16 protein-coding genes are annotated in these 16,188 nt (G+C 72.2%); 4 read left to right on the plus strand and 12 right to left on the minus strand.

What is annotated here, in order from left to right:
- Positions 1 to 1,842, plus strand: a complete 1,842-nt coding sequence (locus ABZ899_RS15800) for a C40 family peptidase (protein ID WP_361345876.1) — start codon at positions 1 to 3, stop codon at positions 1,840 to 1,842.
- Between the two features lie 102 nt (positions 1,843 to 1,944).
- Here ABZ899_RS15800 and tgmB read toward each other — a convergent pair whose 3' ends face one another.
- From tgmB to ABZ899_RS15840, 8 genes are all read right to left on the minus strand, one after another.
- Positions 1,945 to 2,904, minus strand: coding sequence for an ATP-grasp ribosomal peptide maturase (tgmB, locus tag ABZ899_RS15805; protein WP_361345878.1), 960 nt, complete (start codon positions 2,902 to 2,904; stop codon positions 1,945 to 1,947).
- 15 nt (positions 2,905 to 2,919) lie between these two features.
- Positions 2,920 to 3,111 (minus strand): putative ATP-grasp-modified RiPP, encoded by a 192-nt coding sequence (tgmA, locus tag ABZ899_RS15810; protein ID WP_361345880.1) that lies wholly within the window; start codon positions 3,109 to 3,111, stop codon positions 2,920 to 2,922.
- Between the two features lie 151 nt (positions 3,112 to 3,262).
- Complete coding sequence (locus ABZ899_RS15815; protein WP_361345882.1) at positions 3,263 to 4,741, minus strand: MFS transporter; 1,479 nt, start codon at positions 4,739 to 4,741, stop codon at positions 3,263 to 3,265.
- A 234-nt stretch (positions 4,742 to 4,975) separates the two neighbouring features.
- Positions 4,976 to 6,373, minus strand: coding sequence for an FAD-binding oxidoreductase (locus tag ABZ899_RS15820; protein ID WP_361345884.1), 1,398 nt, complete (start codon positions 6,371 to 6,373; stop codon positions 4,976 to 4,978).
- 221 nt (positions 6,374 to 6,594) lie between these two features.
- Positions 6,595 to 7,227 (minus strand): sigma-70 family RNA polymerase sigma factor, encoded by a 633-nt coding sequence (locus tag ABZ899_RS15825; RefSeq protein ID WP_361345886.1) that lies wholly within the window; start codon positions 7,225 to 7,227, stop codon positions 6,595 to 6,597.
- 259 nt (positions 7,228 to 7,486) lie between these two features.
- Entirely contained in the window at positions 7,487 to 8,164 is a 678-nt protein-coding gene (locus tag ABZ899_RS15830) for a hypothetical protein (protein WP_361345888.1), read from the minus strand.
- Between the two features lie 99 nt (positions 8,165 to 8,263).
- Positions 8,264 to 8,863: a DUF998 domain-containing protein gene (locus ABZ899_RS15835; RefSeq protein ID WP_361345890.1), complete on the minus strand. Its 600-nt coding sequence runs from the start codon at positions 8,861 to 8,863 to the stop codon at positions 8,264 to 8,266.
- An 80-nt stretch (positions 8,864 to 8,943) separates the two neighbouring features.
- Positions 8,944 to 9,282, minus strand: a complete 339-nt coding sequence (locus ABZ899_RS15840; RefSeq protein WP_361345892.1) for a hypothetical protein — start codon at positions 9,280 to 9,282, stop codon at positions 8,944 to 8,946.
- Positions 9,283 to 9,621: 339 nt separating this feature from the next.
- Between ABZ899_RS15840 and ABZ899_RS15845 the strand changes: the two genes are divergently transcribed.
- Positions 9,622 to 10,164 (plus strand): hypothetical protein, encoded by a 543-nt coding sequence (locus tag ABZ899_RS15845; RefSeq protein WP_361345894.1) that lies wholly within the window; start codon positions 9,622 to 9,624, stop codon positions 10,162 to 10,164.
- 17 nt (positions 10,165 to 10,181) lie between these two features.
- Here ABZ899_RS15845 and ABZ899_RS15850 read toward each other — a convergent pair whose 3' ends face one another.
- Complete coding sequence (locus tag ABZ899_RS15850) at positions 10,182 to 10,604, minus strand: secondary thiamine-phosphate synthase enzyme YjbQ (RefSeq protein ID WP_361345896.1); 423 nt, start codon at positions 10,602 to 10,604, stop codon at positions 10,182 to 10,184.
- 89 nt (positions 10,605 to 10,693) lie between these two features.
- On the opposite strand from ABZ899_RS15850, the gene ABZ899_RS15855 reads away from it, so the two are divergent.
- Positions 10,694 to 11,779, plus strand: a complete 1,086-nt coding sequence (locus ABZ899_RS15855) for an NAD(P)-binding domain-containing protein (protein WP_361345898.1) — start codon at positions 10,694 to 10,696, stop codon at positions 11,777 to 11,779.
- 15 nt (positions 11,780 to 11,794) lie between these two features.
- On the opposite strand, the gene mltG is transcribed toward ABZ899_RS15855, so the two are convergent.
- Positions 11,795 to 12,646 (minus strand): endolytic transglycosylase MltG, encoded by an 852-nt coding sequence (gene mltG / locus ABZ899_RS15860; protein ID WP_361345899.1) that lies wholly within the window; start codon positions 12,644 to 12,646, stop codon positions 11,795 to 11,797.
- 43 nt (positions 12,647 to 12,689) lie between these two features.
- A complete protein-coding gene (locus ABZ899_RS15865) occupies positions 12,690 to 14,492 on the minus strand; it encodes an ABC transporter ATP-binding protein (RefSeq protein WP_361345901.1) in 1,803 nt (600 codons plus the stop codon).
- A 93-nt stretch (positions 14,493 to 14,585) separates the two neighbouring features.
- Between ABZ899_RS15865 and ABZ899_RS15870 the strand changes: the two genes are divergently transcribed.
- Positions 14,586 to 15,035: a MarR family transcriptional regulator gene (locus tag ABZ899_RS15870; protein WP_361345903.1), complete on the plus strand. Its 450-nt coding sequence runs from the start codon at positions 14,586 to 14,588 to the stop codon at positions 15,033 to 15,035.
- 297 nt (positions 15,036 to 15,332) lie between these two features.
- On the opposite strand, the gene ABZ899_RS15875 is transcribed toward ABZ899_RS15870, so the two are convergent.
- Positions 15,333 to 16,070: a hypothetical protein gene (locus ABZ899_RS15875; protein WP_361345904.1), complete on the minus strand. Its 738-nt coding sequence runs from the start codon at positions 16,068 to 16,070 to the stop codon at positions 15,333 to 15,335.
- Between the last annotated feature and the right edge of the window lie 118 nt (positions 16,071 to 16,188).

The following is a 16,188-nucleotide window of genomic DNA, read 5'->3' on the forward strand; positions in this document are numbered from 1 at the left end:
ATGGCGCCGGAACGCACCGGTATGCGCAACTCCGCGCTCGCCTCGGCAGCAGCCCTCACCTCGGTGGCCCTGCTCGGCCAGTCGGCCGGTGCCGCCCAGGCGGACGAGGGACCGAGCCGCGAGGAGGTCAGCCGGCGGGTCAGCTCGCTCTACGACCGGGCCGAGACCGACACCGGGACCTTCAACGCCACCCGCGCCTCGTCGACGGGACCGCGCAAGCGCGCGGGCGGCCCGGCGACCTCGGGGCGTGACGGTGACGGCGGCCGGGGCTCGGCCCCGCTCGACGAGGTGGCCCGGCAGTGGTTCGACGTCGCCCGGTCCAAGCTGGGCCCGACGGTTCCGGCCGTGCTGCCGAGGGACCGGATGCCGGAGCGGTCCGCCCCGGCCCGGTCCGCACGCCCGTCGGCCGGCGACGGCGCACGGGAGATATCCGGCCGCACCGCTTTGGAGCTGCCCGCCGGATCGTCCGCACCGGTCGCCGAGTTGACGGCCGGAACCGCCCGCTCGGCAGTCATGGGAGAACTCACCGCGGGTCCGGTCGCGGCGCTGCCCGCGGCGACCACGCCGGCCCTCGAATCCGGGGCGGCCCCGGCGCTGCCCGCCCCGGCCACCGCGGATCCGGAAGCGGCGCAGCGGTCCGTGCTGCGCGCGAGCAAGGAACGCAGCCTGCGCAAGCTGGCACAGGCGCGCGAACTGTTGTCCGCGCGCGCAGGCCGTACCACCCCGGCCCTGGAGGCCCCGCCGGCTGCCCCGGCATCGTTCCCGCCCGCGGCGCAGACCCGGTGGGACGCCCTGGAGGCGCAGAGCCCCGCCGATCTGACGACGGTCCCTCCGGGGACGACGGCTCTGCCCGCGCCGCCGGTGGACACCTTGTTCCCTGCCGCCCCTGGTCACCAGTCGACGCCGGCCATGGGGACGGCGAGTGCCCCGCAGGTGTTCGCCGCCCCGGACGCCGGGTTCGCCGGGGCCGGCCGGACCGGAAGCTTCCCCATGGTCGACCCGACCGGGAGTTTTCCCGCCGTGGCCCAGACCGGGAGCTACCCCGCGGTCGACCAGACCGGCGGCTTTCCCGCCGTCACCCAGACCGGGAGTTTTCCCGGCGTGGCCCAGACCGGGAGCTTCCCTGCGGTCGACCGAACCGGGAACTTCCCCGCGATCGACCAGACCGGCGGCTTCCCGGCCGTCACCCAGACCGGCGGCTTCCCGGCGGCGACCCAGACCGGCGGCTTTCCGGCAGCGGCCCAGACCGGCAGTTTTCCCGCGGTCGACCAGACCGGGAACTTCCCCGCGATCGACCAGACCGGCGGCTTTCCGGCAGCGGCCCAGACCGGGAGCTTCCCCGCCGTCGACCAGACCGGGAACTTCCCCGCGATCGACCAGACCGGCGGCTTCCCGGCCGTCACCCAGACCGGCGGCTTCCCGGCGGCCCCGCTGACCGGGAGCTTCCAGGCCGCCGCTCCGGCTCCCGCCCCCGTGGCGGTTCCGCAGGACACTCGGGCGCTGAGGGCGCTGGAGTTCGCCCGGGCCCAGGTCGGCAAGCCTTGTGTCTGGGGGACGACGGGACCGAACACCTTCGACGGGCCCGGGCTCACCCAGGCCGCCTGGAAGGCCGCCGGTATCGCGCTCCCCCGCACCGCCCAGGAGCAGGCCACCGCCGGGCAGGGCGTCGCCCTGACCCAGCTGGAGCCCGGCGACCTGGTCCTGTACCACGCCGGCCATGTCGGCATCTACTCCGGGAACGGCATGATGATCCACGCCCCGGGCCCCGGCACCGTCATCCGCGAGGAGTCCATCGAGTACGCCGGAGAGGCCGCGATCCACAGCGCGATCCGGCCCGCCTGAGACGACGTCACCCCGGCGCCGTACGACGACCGCCCCGCCACCGCCGGGTGGGGCGGAGCGGGGCGGGTCCGTCCGGGACGCCTTCGGCGGTCGTCCGGGGGGTCAGTGGCGGCCTTCCGGGCCGCGCCGGTCGGGCCGGCGCTGCAGGGCGAGCCAGTCGGCGACCGCGGCCGCGATCGGCTGCCCGGTCTCCAGCTCGACGAAGCCGAACTGGCCTCCCTGGTTGCACTCCAGGAACCACCAGATGCCGTCTTTGTCCTCCGCGAAGTCGAAGGCGGCGTACGCCAGTCCGGCAAGAGTGACGTACTCGTGCACCGCCTTGCCGATGCGGTCCGGCACCGGGACCGGCTCCCAGGGGTGTCCGGTGTCGCCGTACCGTCCGTCGATCTGGTCGGGTTCGGCCGTCTTGCGCGCGGCGAACAGTCTGGTGCCGACGCAGGTCAGCCGGATGTCCGCCTCCTTGGGGACGTACCGCTGGAGCAGGGCCGGCCCGGCCGCGACGGCGGAGAAGTCCGCGTCGGGGCCGACCAAGGTGGTGGGCAGGGCCAGGGGCGGCTCACCGGGCGGCGGTCCGGAGGCGGACTTCACCACGACCTCCTTGTGCTGCTCGACGAACGCGCGCGCCAGCCGCGGGGCCGTCGTGAACACCGTGGGCGGCACGGCGAATCCGCTGAGGTGGCCGAGCCTCAGCTGCCAGGGCTTGAGGCGGGCCTGGTCCGCGTTGCGGGGATGGTTCATCCATCGGGCGGCGGCCGAGTGCAGCATGCCGTACAGCGCCTGCCGGGTCTCGGCGGTCAGCCAGGGCGAGGGGTCCGGCGCGTGGGCGGCCGGTTCTCCGGGCCTGCGCACCCAGATGGAGCGCAGTCCTCCCATCGACAGCACGTGCCCGTTGACCGACAGATGCCCGTCGAAGTCACCGTGGGCGTAGTCCGCGGACAGCACGGCCTTGCCGGGCAGGTCGGCGGGGTCCAGCCGCAGCACGGGCGTCCCCGTCGCGTGCAGTTCGTTCACCACCATGTCGGCGGTCACGTCCTCCTCGGACGTGAGGATCAGTACCGTCATGCGCCGGCCGGTTCGTCAGTCGTCGAAGTGGGTGGCGGAACCGGCCGTCGACGTCGTCGTGCCGGCGGCGAGCAGGAGATCCGGGTCACTGACGGCCGGTCGCCCGTCGGGCAGCATGTTCAACTGCCGGGCCGGGTCGAAGTGATACGGCGTCACCGTTTGGTCCGCGCCTCTGGGGAGGGCGTAGTTCAGGGTGAAAGGTCGCATCGAAACCTCCGCGGTCGCGTGATGCCTGCACTACCGTCCCTTACGCGCCTGTTGTGTAATGCATTCACTACGTGCTGCCACATGGGGGTGAACGTCGTCACACCGGTCGGGGTGGTGCGCAGGCTCTGTCGAGGGCACTCCGCGTGACGGTCTATGCCGCGGGCACGCCACCGCCCCGGAGGCGTTCGAGGTCCGAGGGGCGCACCTGGATGACGAGCAGGGCGATGACCGCGGCGATCGCGGTGAAGATCGCGGCCGTGATGAAGGCGGCGGAGACACCCGCGGTCAGGATCTCGCCGGCGAACGGTGCCGGGAGCTGTCCGGTGCGTTCGAAGCGCAGCCGTTCCAGCGGGGTGGCCTGGGCCAGGAAAGCCGGGATCTGTTTGTCGGCCTCGTTGTTGCTGGCCGTTCCGTACATGGTGACCAGGATGGACAGGCCCAGCGAGCCGCCCACCTGCTGGGTGGCGTTGAGAAGCCCGGAGGCGGCACCGGTCTCCTCGGGCGTCACGTCGGACAGCGCCATCAGCGTGAGGGAGACGAACTCCATGCCCATACCGAGGCTGAAGACGAGCATGGGCCCGAGGACGCTGCCCAGATAGGTCGAATGGACGTCGGTCAGGGTCAGCCAGGCCAGCCCGGCGGCAGCGAGGATCGCCCCCGTCACCATGAACGGTTTGGGACCGTACCTGGGCAGAAGCCGGGAGGCGATCCCGGCGCCGACCGCGATGACGGCGCTCACCGGGAGGAAGGCCAACCCGGCCTGGAGCGGGCTGAAGCCGAGCACGTTCTGCACGAACAGCGTCAGGAAGAAGAACATCCCGAAGATCGCGGCGGCGAGGCTCAGCATGATGCCGTAGGTGCCCGCGCGGTTGCGGTCGGCGAACATGTGCAGGGGGGTGATCGGCTGTCTGGAGCGCTGCTCGACCAGGACGAACAGCAGCAGGAAGACGACGGCCGCCCCGAACGCGCCGAGGGTCAACGCGTCCCGCCAGCCGTCCTGTGCGGCGCGGATGAAGCCGTAGACGAGAAGCACCATGCCGATGGTGGAGGTCGCCGCACCCAGGATGTCGAAGTGCCCGGCGTGCCGCTCGGACTCCCGGATCCAGCGGGGCGTGGCGAGCACGATGAGCAGACCGATGGGCACGTTGACGAACAGCACCCAGCGCCAGTTGAGCCACTCCACGAGCATGCCGCCGGCGAGCAGCCCGATCGCGCCGCCGCCCGCCGAGACCGCCGCGAAGACACCGAATGCCCGGTTGCGTTGCGGCCCTTCGGGGAAGGTCGTGCTGATCAGCGCCAGCGAGGTCGGGGAGGCGATGGCACCGCCGACGCCCTGGAGCGCGCGGGCGCCGAGGAGTTGCCACTCGTTCTGGGAGAGCCCGCCGAGCAGCGAGGCCAGGACGAAGAGCAGCACACCGAAGACGAACACCCGCCGCCGGCCCAGGATGTCGCCCATCCTGCCGCCGAGGAGGAGGAGTCCGCCGAAGGTGAGCGTGTAGGCGTTGACCACCCAGGACAGGCTCGTCGTCGAGAAGTCGAGCGACCGCTGGATGTCCGGGAGGGCTATGTTCACGATGGTGATGTCGAGCACCACCATCAGCTGACAGGAGGCGATCACGAGCAGTGCCATGGCGTTGCCGCGGCCCTTGCTCCGCTGCGTGTCCTGCGGGGTGGTCCGTGCTCGGGGTGTCGGCTCCGAATAGCTCATCGCATCGCCGGGGGCGGGGGTTCGGGGGCCGGGTCGGAATCGGACAGGCTGCCCGCCACCACTCGACCGTACGCCGGTGCCGTACGGCCCTCCAGTCGATCACGGGCCGGGCGGATCAGTCCGTTCGGCTCGGCGCGGGTGGCGATCGGGGCGTGATCAGGCGGCCGCCGGGGGGATGTTCTGGTTGGCGTGGAAGAAGTTGTCCGGGTCGTAGGCGCGCTTGACGTCGGTGAGCCGGTCGTAGTGCTCGCGGTAGGTCGTCCGGACGCGGTCCGTGTCCTCACCCTCGCCGATGAAGTTGATGTACGAGCCGCCCATCGAGAACGGGTGCAGATCGCTCTGGTACGCGACCGCCCACTCGCGGATGGCCCCGGCGTTGGCGGGGTCGGGGTCGACGCCCGCGATCACCGCGGACCACACGGCGTCCCGGTAGGCCCAGGCCGTGTCGTCGGGCCCGAGTTGGTGGGCGGCGGCATCCACCGGATACAGATGCATCAGAGACAGCGGGGTGGGGAGGTTCTCCCCGTACTTGTGGTGCACGTCGACGGCGGAGTCGCTGATCGTGTCGAAGAAGTCGCCACGCCAGTACCACTGGTAGCCCTTCGGGATCAGCTCGTCGAACATGCCCTGGAGGGCCGGGTAGGGCATGGGGGCGCTGAAGTGGAAGGCGGGCGGAGCGGGGTCGTTCACGGCGGCCAGCATCCGCTCCAGGCGGTCGCCCTCCGGATCGCCGGTGTAGCACCAGACGACGCCGCACATCTTCTCACCGTGGATCGTCTCGGGGAACGGGGGGCCGGGCGGGATGCTGAACAGGGTGAAGAACCCGGTCAGGTCCGGCGGTGCGGCGGGCAGGAAGTCCCGGTACCAGCGCAGCACTTCGGGCGTCCGGTCGACCGGCCACACCGTCACTCCGACTCCGACGGTGCCCACCGGGTGAAGGCGGAAGGTGAACGACGTCACCACACCGAAGTTCCCGCCGCCGCCGCGCAGCGCCCAGAACAGGTCGGGGTGCTCCTCCTCGGACGCGGTGACGAAGGTGCCGTCGGCGAGCACGACGTCGGCGGACGTCAGACTGTCGATCGTCAGGCCGTACTTGCGGGTCAGGTGCCCGTGCCCGCCGCCCAGCGTGAGGCCGCCCACGCCGGTCATCGAGATGATGCCGGCGGGCACGCCCAGGCCGAACGTGTGGGCCGCGTGGTCGAGGTCCCCTATCTGCGCTCCGCCGGACACCTGGGCGGTCATCGACCCGGGGTCGACACGGATCCCGCGCATGGTCGACAGGTCGAGGACGAGCGCGTCGTCCACCAGGCACAGCCCGGGTCCGCTGTGCCCACCGCCGCGCACCGCGAGTTCCACCCCGGTGTCCCTCGCGAAGCCGATCGTCGTGCGTACGTCGGCGACATCCACGCACTGCGCGAACGCGGCCGGCCGCCGGTCGATCATGGCGTTGTAGATGCTGCGGGTCCCGTCGTACCCCGCGTCCTCGGGGGTGACGACGGGTCCCCGCATTCCCTCGCGCAGTTCCTCGAGTGCCGTTGCGCTGATGGCGCCCATGGCCGGACCCCTTCGCTCGAAGTCGGTGAGTGACGGATGGCGGCACCCGGCGTCCGGCGTCCGGGCATGAGCAGGGGCGCACCGTGCGCTGATCCGTTCGCACCTCGTGCAGCTGTCGGCAGGACGCACCGCCCTGCCGTTTTCCAGTGTTCTCCGGTCCCCGGACGACGGCACGTCGATCGAGGACCGGACCGGACCGGCTCGGTGGGGCGGGGCCGTCTTCAGGCAGCCGTTTCGGGTATGGCCTCTGATTCTGCTGTGGCTTCTGCTTCTGCTTCTGCTTCTGCTTCTGCGAGTAGAGCGGTGAGCGTGGCGCGGGCGCGAGCGACGCGGGAACGGACCGTCCCCACGGGGCAGTCGCTCCATTCGGCGGCCTCCGCGTAGGGCAGTCCGGCCAGCTGGGTCAGCACGAACGCCTCACGCCGCTCCGCGGGGAGCGTGTCCAGCAGGTCCAGCAGCGCGACCCCTTCGTCGAAGCCGGGCAGGCCGGCGGGCTGGGCGCGTTCGGCGGCGCGCGTCCAGTCGTCGGTGTCGCACAGGCGCGGCCGGGCGGCCGCGTACCGGTGGCTGTCGATCACCGCACGCCGTGCGATGGCCAGCAGCCAGGTACGCGCCGACGAGCGGCCCTCGAACCGGTGCAGGCTGCCGAGCGCCCGCAGGAACGTGTCCTGTGCCAGGTCGTCGGCGGCCTGCGGGTCGGCCGAGAGGTGGGCCACGTACCGCACGACGTCCCGGTGCAGGGAACGGAAGAAACGGTCGGCTGCGTCCGGGTCACCGCCACGGGCCGCCAGCGCCCATCTGGTCGTCGGCTCGTCCTGGGGCTCGCGGACGGCGGGCAGGGCAGGAGTGATCACCTGAGTCCTTCTCGGGTTGTCCGGACTCCGGCACGGCGAGGCACGCGTCGGCGGTGTTCGCCTGCGGACGGGTACGCCACGTCCTGGGACGCGTGTCAGACATACGGGTACGGCAGGTGCAGGGCAGACGCACGGCACGGCACGGCACCGGAGGTGTCCGGGGATGCGGGACACGGCCGTACGGAGGTACGGCCGTGGGCCCGAGGCGCGGACCGCGATCCATGGCGATCGCATGGGACGCCTCGGGGAGCCGGCTGTCTCAGACGACAGCGGGCCCCGCGGGAGGTCCCCGAGAGGTGATGGAGTGGACGAGCGGCAGCAGCCGCGGCGCCCGGTCGGAGCGAGCCCGGCGCGGGCGGGGGCGTGGACGGACCGGCGGGGCGGGCAGGAAGAGGACCAGCCGCAGCGGTGCGGCCAGCCGGCCGGCGACGGCCCGCAGGATGCGGAAGGCGGCACGCTCGCCGTGCCCCAGCCACAGGCCGCACAGTACGGCGGCGAGGGTGTGGGCGGCGAACATGCCGAGCGACGCGTTACCGCCCATGTCGTGGGCCATGGACATGGGGTGCATACCTGTGTGGGCTGCACCCATCTCGTCCCGGGTCATGTGGTCCAGCGACATGTGGTCCGGGGGCATGTGGTGCCCAACCATGTGATCCCCGACCATGTGGTCCCCGCCCACGCGGTCACGCCCCGCCAGCTCGAACACCGCGTGCAACCCGCCCTGGGCGACGACCACGACCGACACGACGAGCGGCAGTCCCCGTTCCCGGCCGGCGAGACACCAGCCCGCGAGACAGGTCGCCAGCGCGCCGGCGACGAGCGTCCACCACGGCACGGCGGCACCGGACATCAGGGTGTGCCCGAGGGCGGCGAGCAGCACGCAGACGGACGCGAACACCGCGGCCCGTATCGCGCGTACGCCCCACCCAGCAGTCATGACGGCCCTCATCCTCGCATCCGGGGCCCACTCGTCAAGGATGGGTACGCGGGACGCCCCCTCCCCGCACTCACGCCACGACGGGTGAGACGGGACACATCACAGGGGGACGGGACGGCGTCGCCGATGCGAGAGGCACGAGGCGACGACCACGAACGGCCACACGGACTGCATGGCCGTCACCAGGCGTTCGGCCACTCCGGCGGCCCCGTCGAGCTCCATCTCGATCATGAACCAGGCGGCGCTGCCCAGCATCACGGCGGTCGCCGTGAACGAAGGGGCGGGGCGCAGTCCCCAGGGGGCCGCCGTCCTCCGGTCGGCGGCCAGCACCGGCCAGACCGCGAGGAGGGCGAACGCCACCCCGGTGACCGTTCCATGACGGAGGGAGCCACCGCTGCTCGGCGGTGGCAGCATCGCCACCACGACCGCCGTGATGCCGCCGGCGCCGAGGGCGAGCCGGCCGGGGAGGGCCGCGGGGCGCAGTCCCAGGGCGGTACAGAGATGACAGACACCGAGAGCGGCGAACGCCGAGGTCATCACCCAGAACCCGCGGGCACCGTAGGCCGCCAGGACGCTGATGGTCTGGGTGACCGGGTCGTACGCGGACCCTTCGAGGTGCGCCGCGATCAGCCAGCCGCCGATCAGCACGACTGGCGCGGATCCCGACGACAGCAGAGCCCACCTAGGCACAAGTCGCATTAAATAACCGTAAAGCGACCTGTTCATCTGATTCCCGACGTACACGCGGAGGGCCGACCGCCGGTGTGCGCGGGGGCGGCTCAGTCGTCCTTGGCGGGAGGGACCACGCTGACGTGCCCCTCGGCACCGTCCCACTCCCATAGATTCACCGGGCCGGGAAGCCCTCGTGGGACGATCACGGCGGGGATCGGTTCGACGGTCGCGAAGGACCGTTCGGCCCCCCGGCCCGGTTCGGGGGCGCCGGCCGGGCCGCGCCACCTCCCGGCCGCCCAGGAGGTGACGGCGGTCCCGAGGCCGGTGGCGGCGGAATCCCGCCGCGTGTCCAGACGCTGGGGGACCGCGCGGCCATTGGCCCGCCACTCCGCGACCAGGGCGGCGTAGATCGAGGGGCGGCCACCGGGAGCGCCAGTGGGCGGCACGACGTATGACAAAGGCGCGGAATCGTTGCCCAGGACACGCCGCGCCGTGTCTCTGTTGTCCATGCCAGAGCAAACGCCTCGGTGTGCGCCGGTGGTACGCGCAAGGGCACCGCCACCACCCGGTCGGGTGAGACCGTCGCCCGAATGGCGCACAGGGATCGAGCCATGAAGGTGCGGGGCCGGGCGCGCACGGCCCGGTCCGGGGCGCGCGTCCCACCCTCTGCCTGTTTGGCGCGCGGGCGCTCACCCCATACGGGGAATTGCGCTCCGCCATCTGGCCGCGGCACCCGACACCCGGTCCACTGAGGCCTTCACCGGTCACATCGGGAGGCTTCTTTCATGGCACTGACGGAGTGGACGAGATCGATGGAGTGGCTGGCCGCGGCGTCGGAGGACCCCGGCGCGTGCAAGCACGAGTGGCAGAACGGCACCACCGGCGTCACCCTCCTCGCGGCCGGGCGCTTCTGGGACGTGCTGATCGTGCCGGATGAGCTCGGGCTGCGCGTGGCGGACCTGCTGGACGAGTTGCCGCTGCTCGACCGCGGCCCCTGTCTGCTGGACACCCGGCGCCGCCGGGTGGGCTTCCTGCTGCCGCCGGAACCGCGGACCGTGTGGGTCGGCACCGGCGTGCGCCTGCTCGGGGCGGGCACGTGGATCGCCGCTCCCGCCCCGCACTGCCGCTGGGGTGCCCTGCGCTGGCTGATCCCGCCGGACGGCACCGGCACGCTGAACATCCCGGAGGTCATGGAGGTGGCCCTGGAACGCTGCGCGGGCGAGCTGTCCCGGCTCCAGGGCCGTGGCGCTCCGGCCGCGCGGGAACAGTGGCCGGCCGGCACCGGAAGGCCGGCCGGCCCCTGCGCGGTCGGACACGGGTACCGCTGAACCGTTCCGCGAACGGCTCAGCCCAGGAAGCTCAGGCGTACCTGCCGGTCGGGGTTGTCGCGGTTGGTGTCCACCAGGCAGACCGACTGCCAGGTGCCGAGTTCGAGGCGTCCGCCCACGACCGGCAGCGTCGCATGGGGCGGCACGATCGCCGGGAGGACGTGGTCGCGGCCGTGGCCGGGACTGCCGTGCCGGTGCTGCCAGCGGTCGTCGGCGGGCAGGAGGGTGTGGAGGGTGGTGAGGAGGTCTTCGTCGCTGCCGGAGCCGGTCTCGATGATCGCGATGCCGGCCGTCGCGTGCGGCACGAAGACGTTCAGCAGGCCGTCGCGGCTCCCGGCCGCCTCCCGCAGGAAGGACTCGCAGTCGCGGGTGATGTCCACGACCCGCTCCGAGGAGCCGGAGGCGACGTTCAGGACTCGGGTGGTGAAGGCGTCTGACATGCCGTCCATCCTCGCTCATCGCACCGCGGCGGGGCCCGCGCCCCGGCGGGCGCGGGAAGATCCGGGCCCGCCGGGCCGTTGGTCGGGATGTGAACAGCATCAAGGCGGTCGGGACAGTCGACGTGGTGGTCATCGGCGCGGGCCAAGCGGGCCTGTCGAGCGCGTACCACCTGCGGCGCACGGGGTTCGGGCCCGGGCGTGACTTCGTGGTGCTCGACCACTCCCCCGGCCCGGGCGGCGCCTGGCAGTTCCGCTGGCCCTCGCTGACGTACGGCAAGGTGCACGGGATGCATGCGCTGCCCGGCATGGAACTGACCGGCGCCGACCCCGAGCGGCCGTCGTCCGAGGTGATCACGGAGTACTTCGCGGACTACGAGCGGACGTTCGACCTGCGGGTCCGGCGCCCGCTGGAGGTGCGGGCCGTGCGTGAGGGCCCGGACGGCCGGCTGCTCGTGGAGAGCTCGGCCGGGACCTGGGCCACGCGGGCGCTGATCAACGCGACGGGCACCTGGGACCGTCCGTTCTGGCCGCGCTATCCCGGTCAGGAGACCTTCAGAGGACGGCAGTTGCACACCGCGCAGTACCCGGGGCCCGAAGCCTTCGCGGGGCTGCGGGTCGTAGTGGTCGGGGGCGGCGCGTCGGGGACCCAGCACCTGCTGGAGCTCGCGCCGTACGCGGCGGCCACGACCTGGGTGACCCGGCGTCCTCCGGTGTTCCGTGAGGGGCCCTTCACCGAGGATCTGGGCCGGGCGGCCGTCGCGCTCGTCGAGGAGCGGGTCCGGCAGGGGCTGCCGCCCAGGAGCGTGGTCTCCGTGACGGGGCTGCCGCTGAACGAGCAGGTGCGGCAGGGGATCGCCGACGGTGTCCTGGACCGGCAGCCGATGTTCGACCGGATCACCCCGGACGGCGTGGAGTGGAAGGACGGGCGGCACGTCGCCGCCGACGTCATCCTGTGGGCGACCGGTTTCCGGGCCGCCATCGACCATCTGGCGCCGCTGCGGCTGCGTGAGCCCGGCGGCGGCATACGGGTGGAGGGGACGCGCGCGGTCGCCGACCCCCGGGTCCATCTCGTCGGCTACGGGCCGTCCGCCAGCACCATCGGCGCCAACCGCGCGGGCCGTGCGGCGGTCCGGGACATCAGGCGGCTGTTGTCCGAGGAGCGGGTCGCGGCATGACCGCCGCGCGGCCGGTCACCGGGCCGCTGAAGGGCGGGCCTTGCGCAGCGCGTTGGCCTCGGCCACATTGCGCTGGTGTTCGGCGTAGTCGGCCGTGAAGCGCGTGTCGCCGGGCTTGACGGTGACGAAGTACAGCCAGTCGCCGGCGGCCGGGGACACGGCGGCGCGCATGGCGTCGGCCCCTGGGCTGGCGATCGGCGTGGGCGGCAGCCCCATGCGCTGGTACGAGTTGTAGGGGCTCTCGATCCGGGTGTCCGCCTCGCTCGGGGCGCCGGAGGAACGGTTCAGGGCGTAGTTGACCGTGGAGTCCATCTGGAGCGGCATGCCGCGCGCCAGCCGGTTGAAGACGACCCGGGCCACCTTGGCCATGTCCGCCTTGGTGGCGGCCTCGGCCTGGACGAGGCTCGCGATCGTCACCGCCTGGTAGACGTTCATGGCGTTGCGCTGGGCCCCGGCGGCGATCGGGGCGCCGCTGAACTTCTGGTCGGCCTTGGCGACCATGTCGGCCAGCAGTGCCTCCGGGGTGACCCGGGTGCCGTCGCGCTCCAGCGGATACGTCGCCGGGAAGAGATAGCCCTCGGGGTTGCCGTCGGCCTCGTTCGGCAGTTTGAGGTTCGCCTTGCCGAGGGACTTCTTGGTGCTGCCGGGAGGCAGGGCGAGGGCCTTGTCGACCGCCGCGTAGACCTGGCCGGCGCGCCAGCCCTCCGGGATCACGAGGGAGGTGGGCAGCGCCGGTTCCTCCTCGCCCGTGATCAGCAGGGGCACCGCCACGGCGGTGCCGGCCACGACGGCGCCTGCGGCGATGAGGGCGACACGGCCCCGGCGCGTGAGTCGGATGGTGTTCCGTGGCGGGGTGTTCAGGTACATGCGGGAACGGTAACCCGCACAACCTCACAAAAGCGGCATATCGTCACCCCGTCGGCTCCAGTTGTGCGTCCCTGCGGACCAATGCGGCATAGCGGCCGTCGCGCGCCAACAGCTCCTCGTGGGTGCCGCGTTCGGCGACGTGCCCCGTGTCGAGGACCACGATCTGGTCGGCGCCCCGAATGGTCGACAGCCGGTGGGCGATGGTGACGGTGGTGCGGTTGGCGGACAGGGCGTCGATGGCCTGCTGGACGGCGTGCTCGGTGCGGGTGTCCAGGGCGCTGGTCGCCTCGTCGAGGATCAGCACCGGCGGGTCCCGCAGGATGGTGCGGGCGATGGCGAGGCGCTGCTTCTCGCCGCCGGAGAAACGGTGGCCGCGTTCGCCGACGACGGTGTCGTAGCCGTCGGGCAGCGCCGCGATGTGGTCGTGGATCTGGGCCGCCTTCGCCGCCGCGTGCAGTTCCTCGTCGGTGGCGTCCGGCTTGGCGAAGCGCAGGTTGTCGGCGACCGAGGCGTGGAAGAGGTACGTCTCCTGCGAGACGACGCCCACGGCCCGGGCGAGGGTGTCGAAGTCGAGGTCGCGCACGTCGACTCCGTCGAGGGTGACGCGGCCGCCCGTCACGTCGTACAGACGTGGCACGAGGTGGCCCAGGGTCGACTTGCCGGCTCCGGTGGGGCCGACGACCGCGAGGCTGCTGCCGGCCGGGACGGTGATGTCGACGCCGTCGAGGATCGGGCCGCCCTTGCCGTCGTAGCGGAACTCGACGTCCTCGAAGCGGACCTCTCCCTTGACACGGTCCAGGTGGACGGCGTCCTCGCGTTCGGTGATGTCGATGGGGAGGTCCAGGTACTCGAAGATGCGCTGGAACAGCGCGAGCGAGGTCTGGATCTGCACACCGGTGGACAGCAGGCTGACGGCGGGCCGGAACAGGCCCTGCTGGAGCGAGACGAAGGCGACGATCGTGCCGATGGAGACCTGCGGGCCGCCGAACTGGAGCGCGAGGCCGGCGGTCCAGTAGATGAAGGCCGGCATGGCGGCCATGACGATGGTGATGACCGCCATGCGCCAGCGGCCGGCCATGCTGGAGCGCACCTCCAGGTCGACCAGTTGCTCGGATTCGTCGGAGAACGCCTTGGTCAGCGAGTCGGACCGGCCCATGGTGCGGCCGAGCAGGATGCCGCTGACGGAGAGCGACTCGGTGACCGTGGCCGCCATCGCGGCCATCTGCTTCTGCCGCTGGGTGGTGATCTTCTTGCGTTCGTTGCCGACCCGGCGGCTGATCCAGACGAAGACGGGCAGCAGGAGCAGCGACACCACGGTGAGCCGCCAGTCGAGCGCGATCATCGCGACGATCGTGGCGACCACGCTGGTCAGGTTGGAGACCAGGGAGGTCGCGGTGGAGGTGACGGTGGCCTGCATGCCGCCGATGTCGTTGGCGATGCGGGACTGGACCTCGCCGGTGCGGGTGCGGGTGAAGAAGGCGAGCGACATGCGCTGGAGCCGGCCGTAGACGGCGGTGCGCAGGTCGTGCATGACGCGCTGGCCGACCGTGGTGGAGATCAGGGTCTGCAGCACGCCGAAGACGCTGGTGAGGACGGCGCTGAGGATCATGCCGAGCGCCAGCAGGCTGAGCAGGCCGGTGCGGCCCTGCGGGATCGCTACGTCGAGGATCTCCTTGAGCAGGAACGGCGTGGCGACGCCGACCAGGGACGAGGCGCCGACGAGCACGCCGACGACCGCGAGGCGGCCTCGGTAGGGGCGGAAGAGCCGCAGGATGCGGCGGACCTGCCGCGGCTGCTCGGATGCGGCGGCGGGAGGCGTCCAGGCGGGTTCGCGGTCGGGGTGCATGGGCTCCTACGGAGGTGGGCGGGCGGAGACTGACGGAGCTTAGCTCATTGTTACCTATGTTCACAATGAATGTCGTCCTGATATTGTTCCCGTATGACCATGCCCGATGCCGACGGCCCGCTCGCCGAGCAGCTGCTGCGCCTCACCCGCCGGGTGCACCGGATCCAGAAACGGCACCTGATGGAGTGCGGCGTCGGGATCACTCCGGCGCAGTCCCGTCTGCTGCGCACGCTCGCGCACTACGACGCGCCCCCGCGGATGGCCGACCTCGCCGAACGGCTGGAGGTGGTGCCGCGCGCCGTCACGACCCTGGTCGACGGTCTGGAGTCGAACGGGAAGGTACGACGGGTCCCGGATCCGACGAACCGGCGGGTCATCCGGATCGAGCTCACCGACGACGGGCTCAGCGCCCTGCGCGAGCTGCACCGGGCGCGCCGGTCGGCGGCTGAGGAGATCCTCGCGCCGCTGACGGAGGAGCAACGGTCGGTCCTGGGCGTCCTCCTGGACACCCTGGTGGACGGGGGCACCGGCCACGGGTGCTGAGAAGGACCCGAGGAGCGGGTCGCGTGGGGCGGGGGTGAACTCGCGGAACCGCGCCTTCACGAGCGTGACGGTGCAGGAACGGCCGGCCGCTCGACCGGGGGCGCGGCGGTGATCGGGTCGTGCCCGGCGCGCCGAACTCGGCGGGCGGCTCGGCGACTTGGGCCTCGGGAGCCGGGCTCGCGCCGCGGAGCGTGCCCGCCGGCGGGGTCGCTGCGGTGAGCATCGCCATGACCATCCGTCTCGTCATGGCCGGGCTCTACGCCGAGTTGGTCCCCTGCCGCGAGGCGGCCTCCCGCGTCAGTGCGAGCGCCCCAGGTCGGCCCTGTCCCCCATCACCACCACAGGATGCCGAGCCGGGTCGAGCGTACGGAGCAGGAACCGCATCGCCGATTCGGACAGACTGACGCAGGCGGACGTACCACTGCCGTGATCCATGTGCAGCCAGATGCTCCCACCCTTGCGCCTGCCCTCGGGACGGGTGGGGTCGTTGGGGGACGTGCCCTTGACCCGGTTGTAGTCGATGGCGATGACGTAGTCGAAGTCGTGCCAGTACGACTCGGCCCACGAGCGCGGCGCCGCGAACCCCGGCGAACGTGTGTACGGCAGCTTGGCCCCCGGGTCCGCCCGTACGCCGCCCGCGTCGCTCAGCGTGAAGACACCCACCGGGCTGCGGTTGTCGCCCTCGTGGTGGTCGGTGGTCCAGCCCCGCTTGCCGTTGTGCGCGGGCCAACTGTGCACCCGTTCCCAGGTGGAGCCGCGCTTCCCGTAGAACACGACCGTGGCGTCGGGTGAGTCCCTGCCGTCCCCGTAGACCGCCACGACCTGTTCGGACGTCGCGGGAATACGCGCGTGCCAGCGGTCGCCGACTCCGGGGATGCGCGTCGCCTCCGCCGCCCCGGCCGAGGGGGTGCGGGTCGCCCTGCCGGCTTCCGCGCCCGCGCTGGACCGCGCGCCGTCGCACGCGGTGAGGACCATCAGGAGGAGCACGGCGGCCGCCGTCGCGGCCACCGCCCGTCGAGTACCGCTGGTGCGCATCGCTCCATCGTCGCACCGCGGGCGGGATGCGGCCCGGACCGGATCCGTGCGGCGCCGCGGAAAACCGTTTGCGCGCGACCACGCCACGACGTCAACCTGTCACGGTTTGCTGCCGCCG

It is taken from the genome of Streptomyces sp. NPDC046859 (genome assembly GCF_040645135.1).
GTDB lineage: Bacteria > Actinomycetota > Actinomycetes > Streptomycetales > Streptomycetaceae > Streptomyces.

Excerpts from the sequence above, each read along its gene's own strand:
- ABZ899_RS15800 (WP_361345876.1), top strand. The coding sequence starts at position 1 with ATGGCGCCGGAACGCACCGGTATGCGCAACTCCGCGCTCGCCTCGGCA.
- tgmB (WP_361345878.1), bottom strand. The coding sequence starts at position 2,904 with ATGACGGTACTGATCCTCACGTCCGAGGAGGACGTGACCGCCGACATG.
- tgmA (WP_361345880.1), bottom strand. The coding sequence starts at position 3,111 with ATGCGACCTTTCACCCTGAACTACGCCCTCCCCAGAGGCGCGGACCAA.
- ABZ899_RS15815 (WP_361345882.1), bottom strand. The coding sequence starts at position 4,741 with ATGGCACTGCTCGTGATCGCCTCCTGTCAGCTGATGGTGGTGCTCGAC.
- ABZ899_RS15820 (WP_361345884.1), bottom strand. The coding sequence starts at position 6,373 with ATGGGCGCCATCAGCGCAACGGCACTCGAGGAACTGCGCGAGGGAATG.
- ABZ899_RS15830 (WP_361345888.1), bottom strand. The coding sequence starts at position 8,164 with ATGACTGCTGGGTGGGGCGTACGCGCGATACGGGCCGCGGTGTTCGCG.
- ABZ899_RS15835 (WP_361345890.1), bottom strand. The coding sequence starts at position 8,863 with ATGCGACTTGTGCCTAGGTGGGCTCTGCTGTCGTCGGGATCCGCGCCA.
- ABZ899_RS15845 (WP_361345894.1), top strand. The coding sequence starts at position 9,622 with ATGGCACTGACGGAGTGGACGAGATCGATGGAGTGGCTGGCCGCGGCG.
- ABZ899_RS15850 (WP_361345896.1), bottom strand. The coding sequence starts at position 10,604 with ATGTCAGACGCCTTCACCACCCGAGTCCTGAACGTCGCCTCCGGCTCC.
- mltG (WP_361345899.1), bottom strand. The coding sequence starts at position 12,646 with ATGTACCTGAACACCCCGCCACGGAACACCATCCGACTCACGCGCCGG.
- ABZ899_RS15865 (WP_361345901.1), bottom strand. The coding sequence starts at position 14,492 with ATGCACCCCGACCGCGAACCCGCCTGGACGCCTCCCGCCGCCGCATCC.
- ABZ899_RS15870 (WP_361345903.1), top strand. The coding sequence starts at position 14,586 with ATGACCATGCCCGATGCCGACGGCCCGCTCGCCGAGCAGCTGCTGCGC.
- ABZ899_RS15875 (WP_361345904.1), bottom strand. The coding sequence starts at position 16,070 with ATGCGCACCAGCGGTACTCGACGGGCGGTGGCCGCGACGGCGGCCGCC.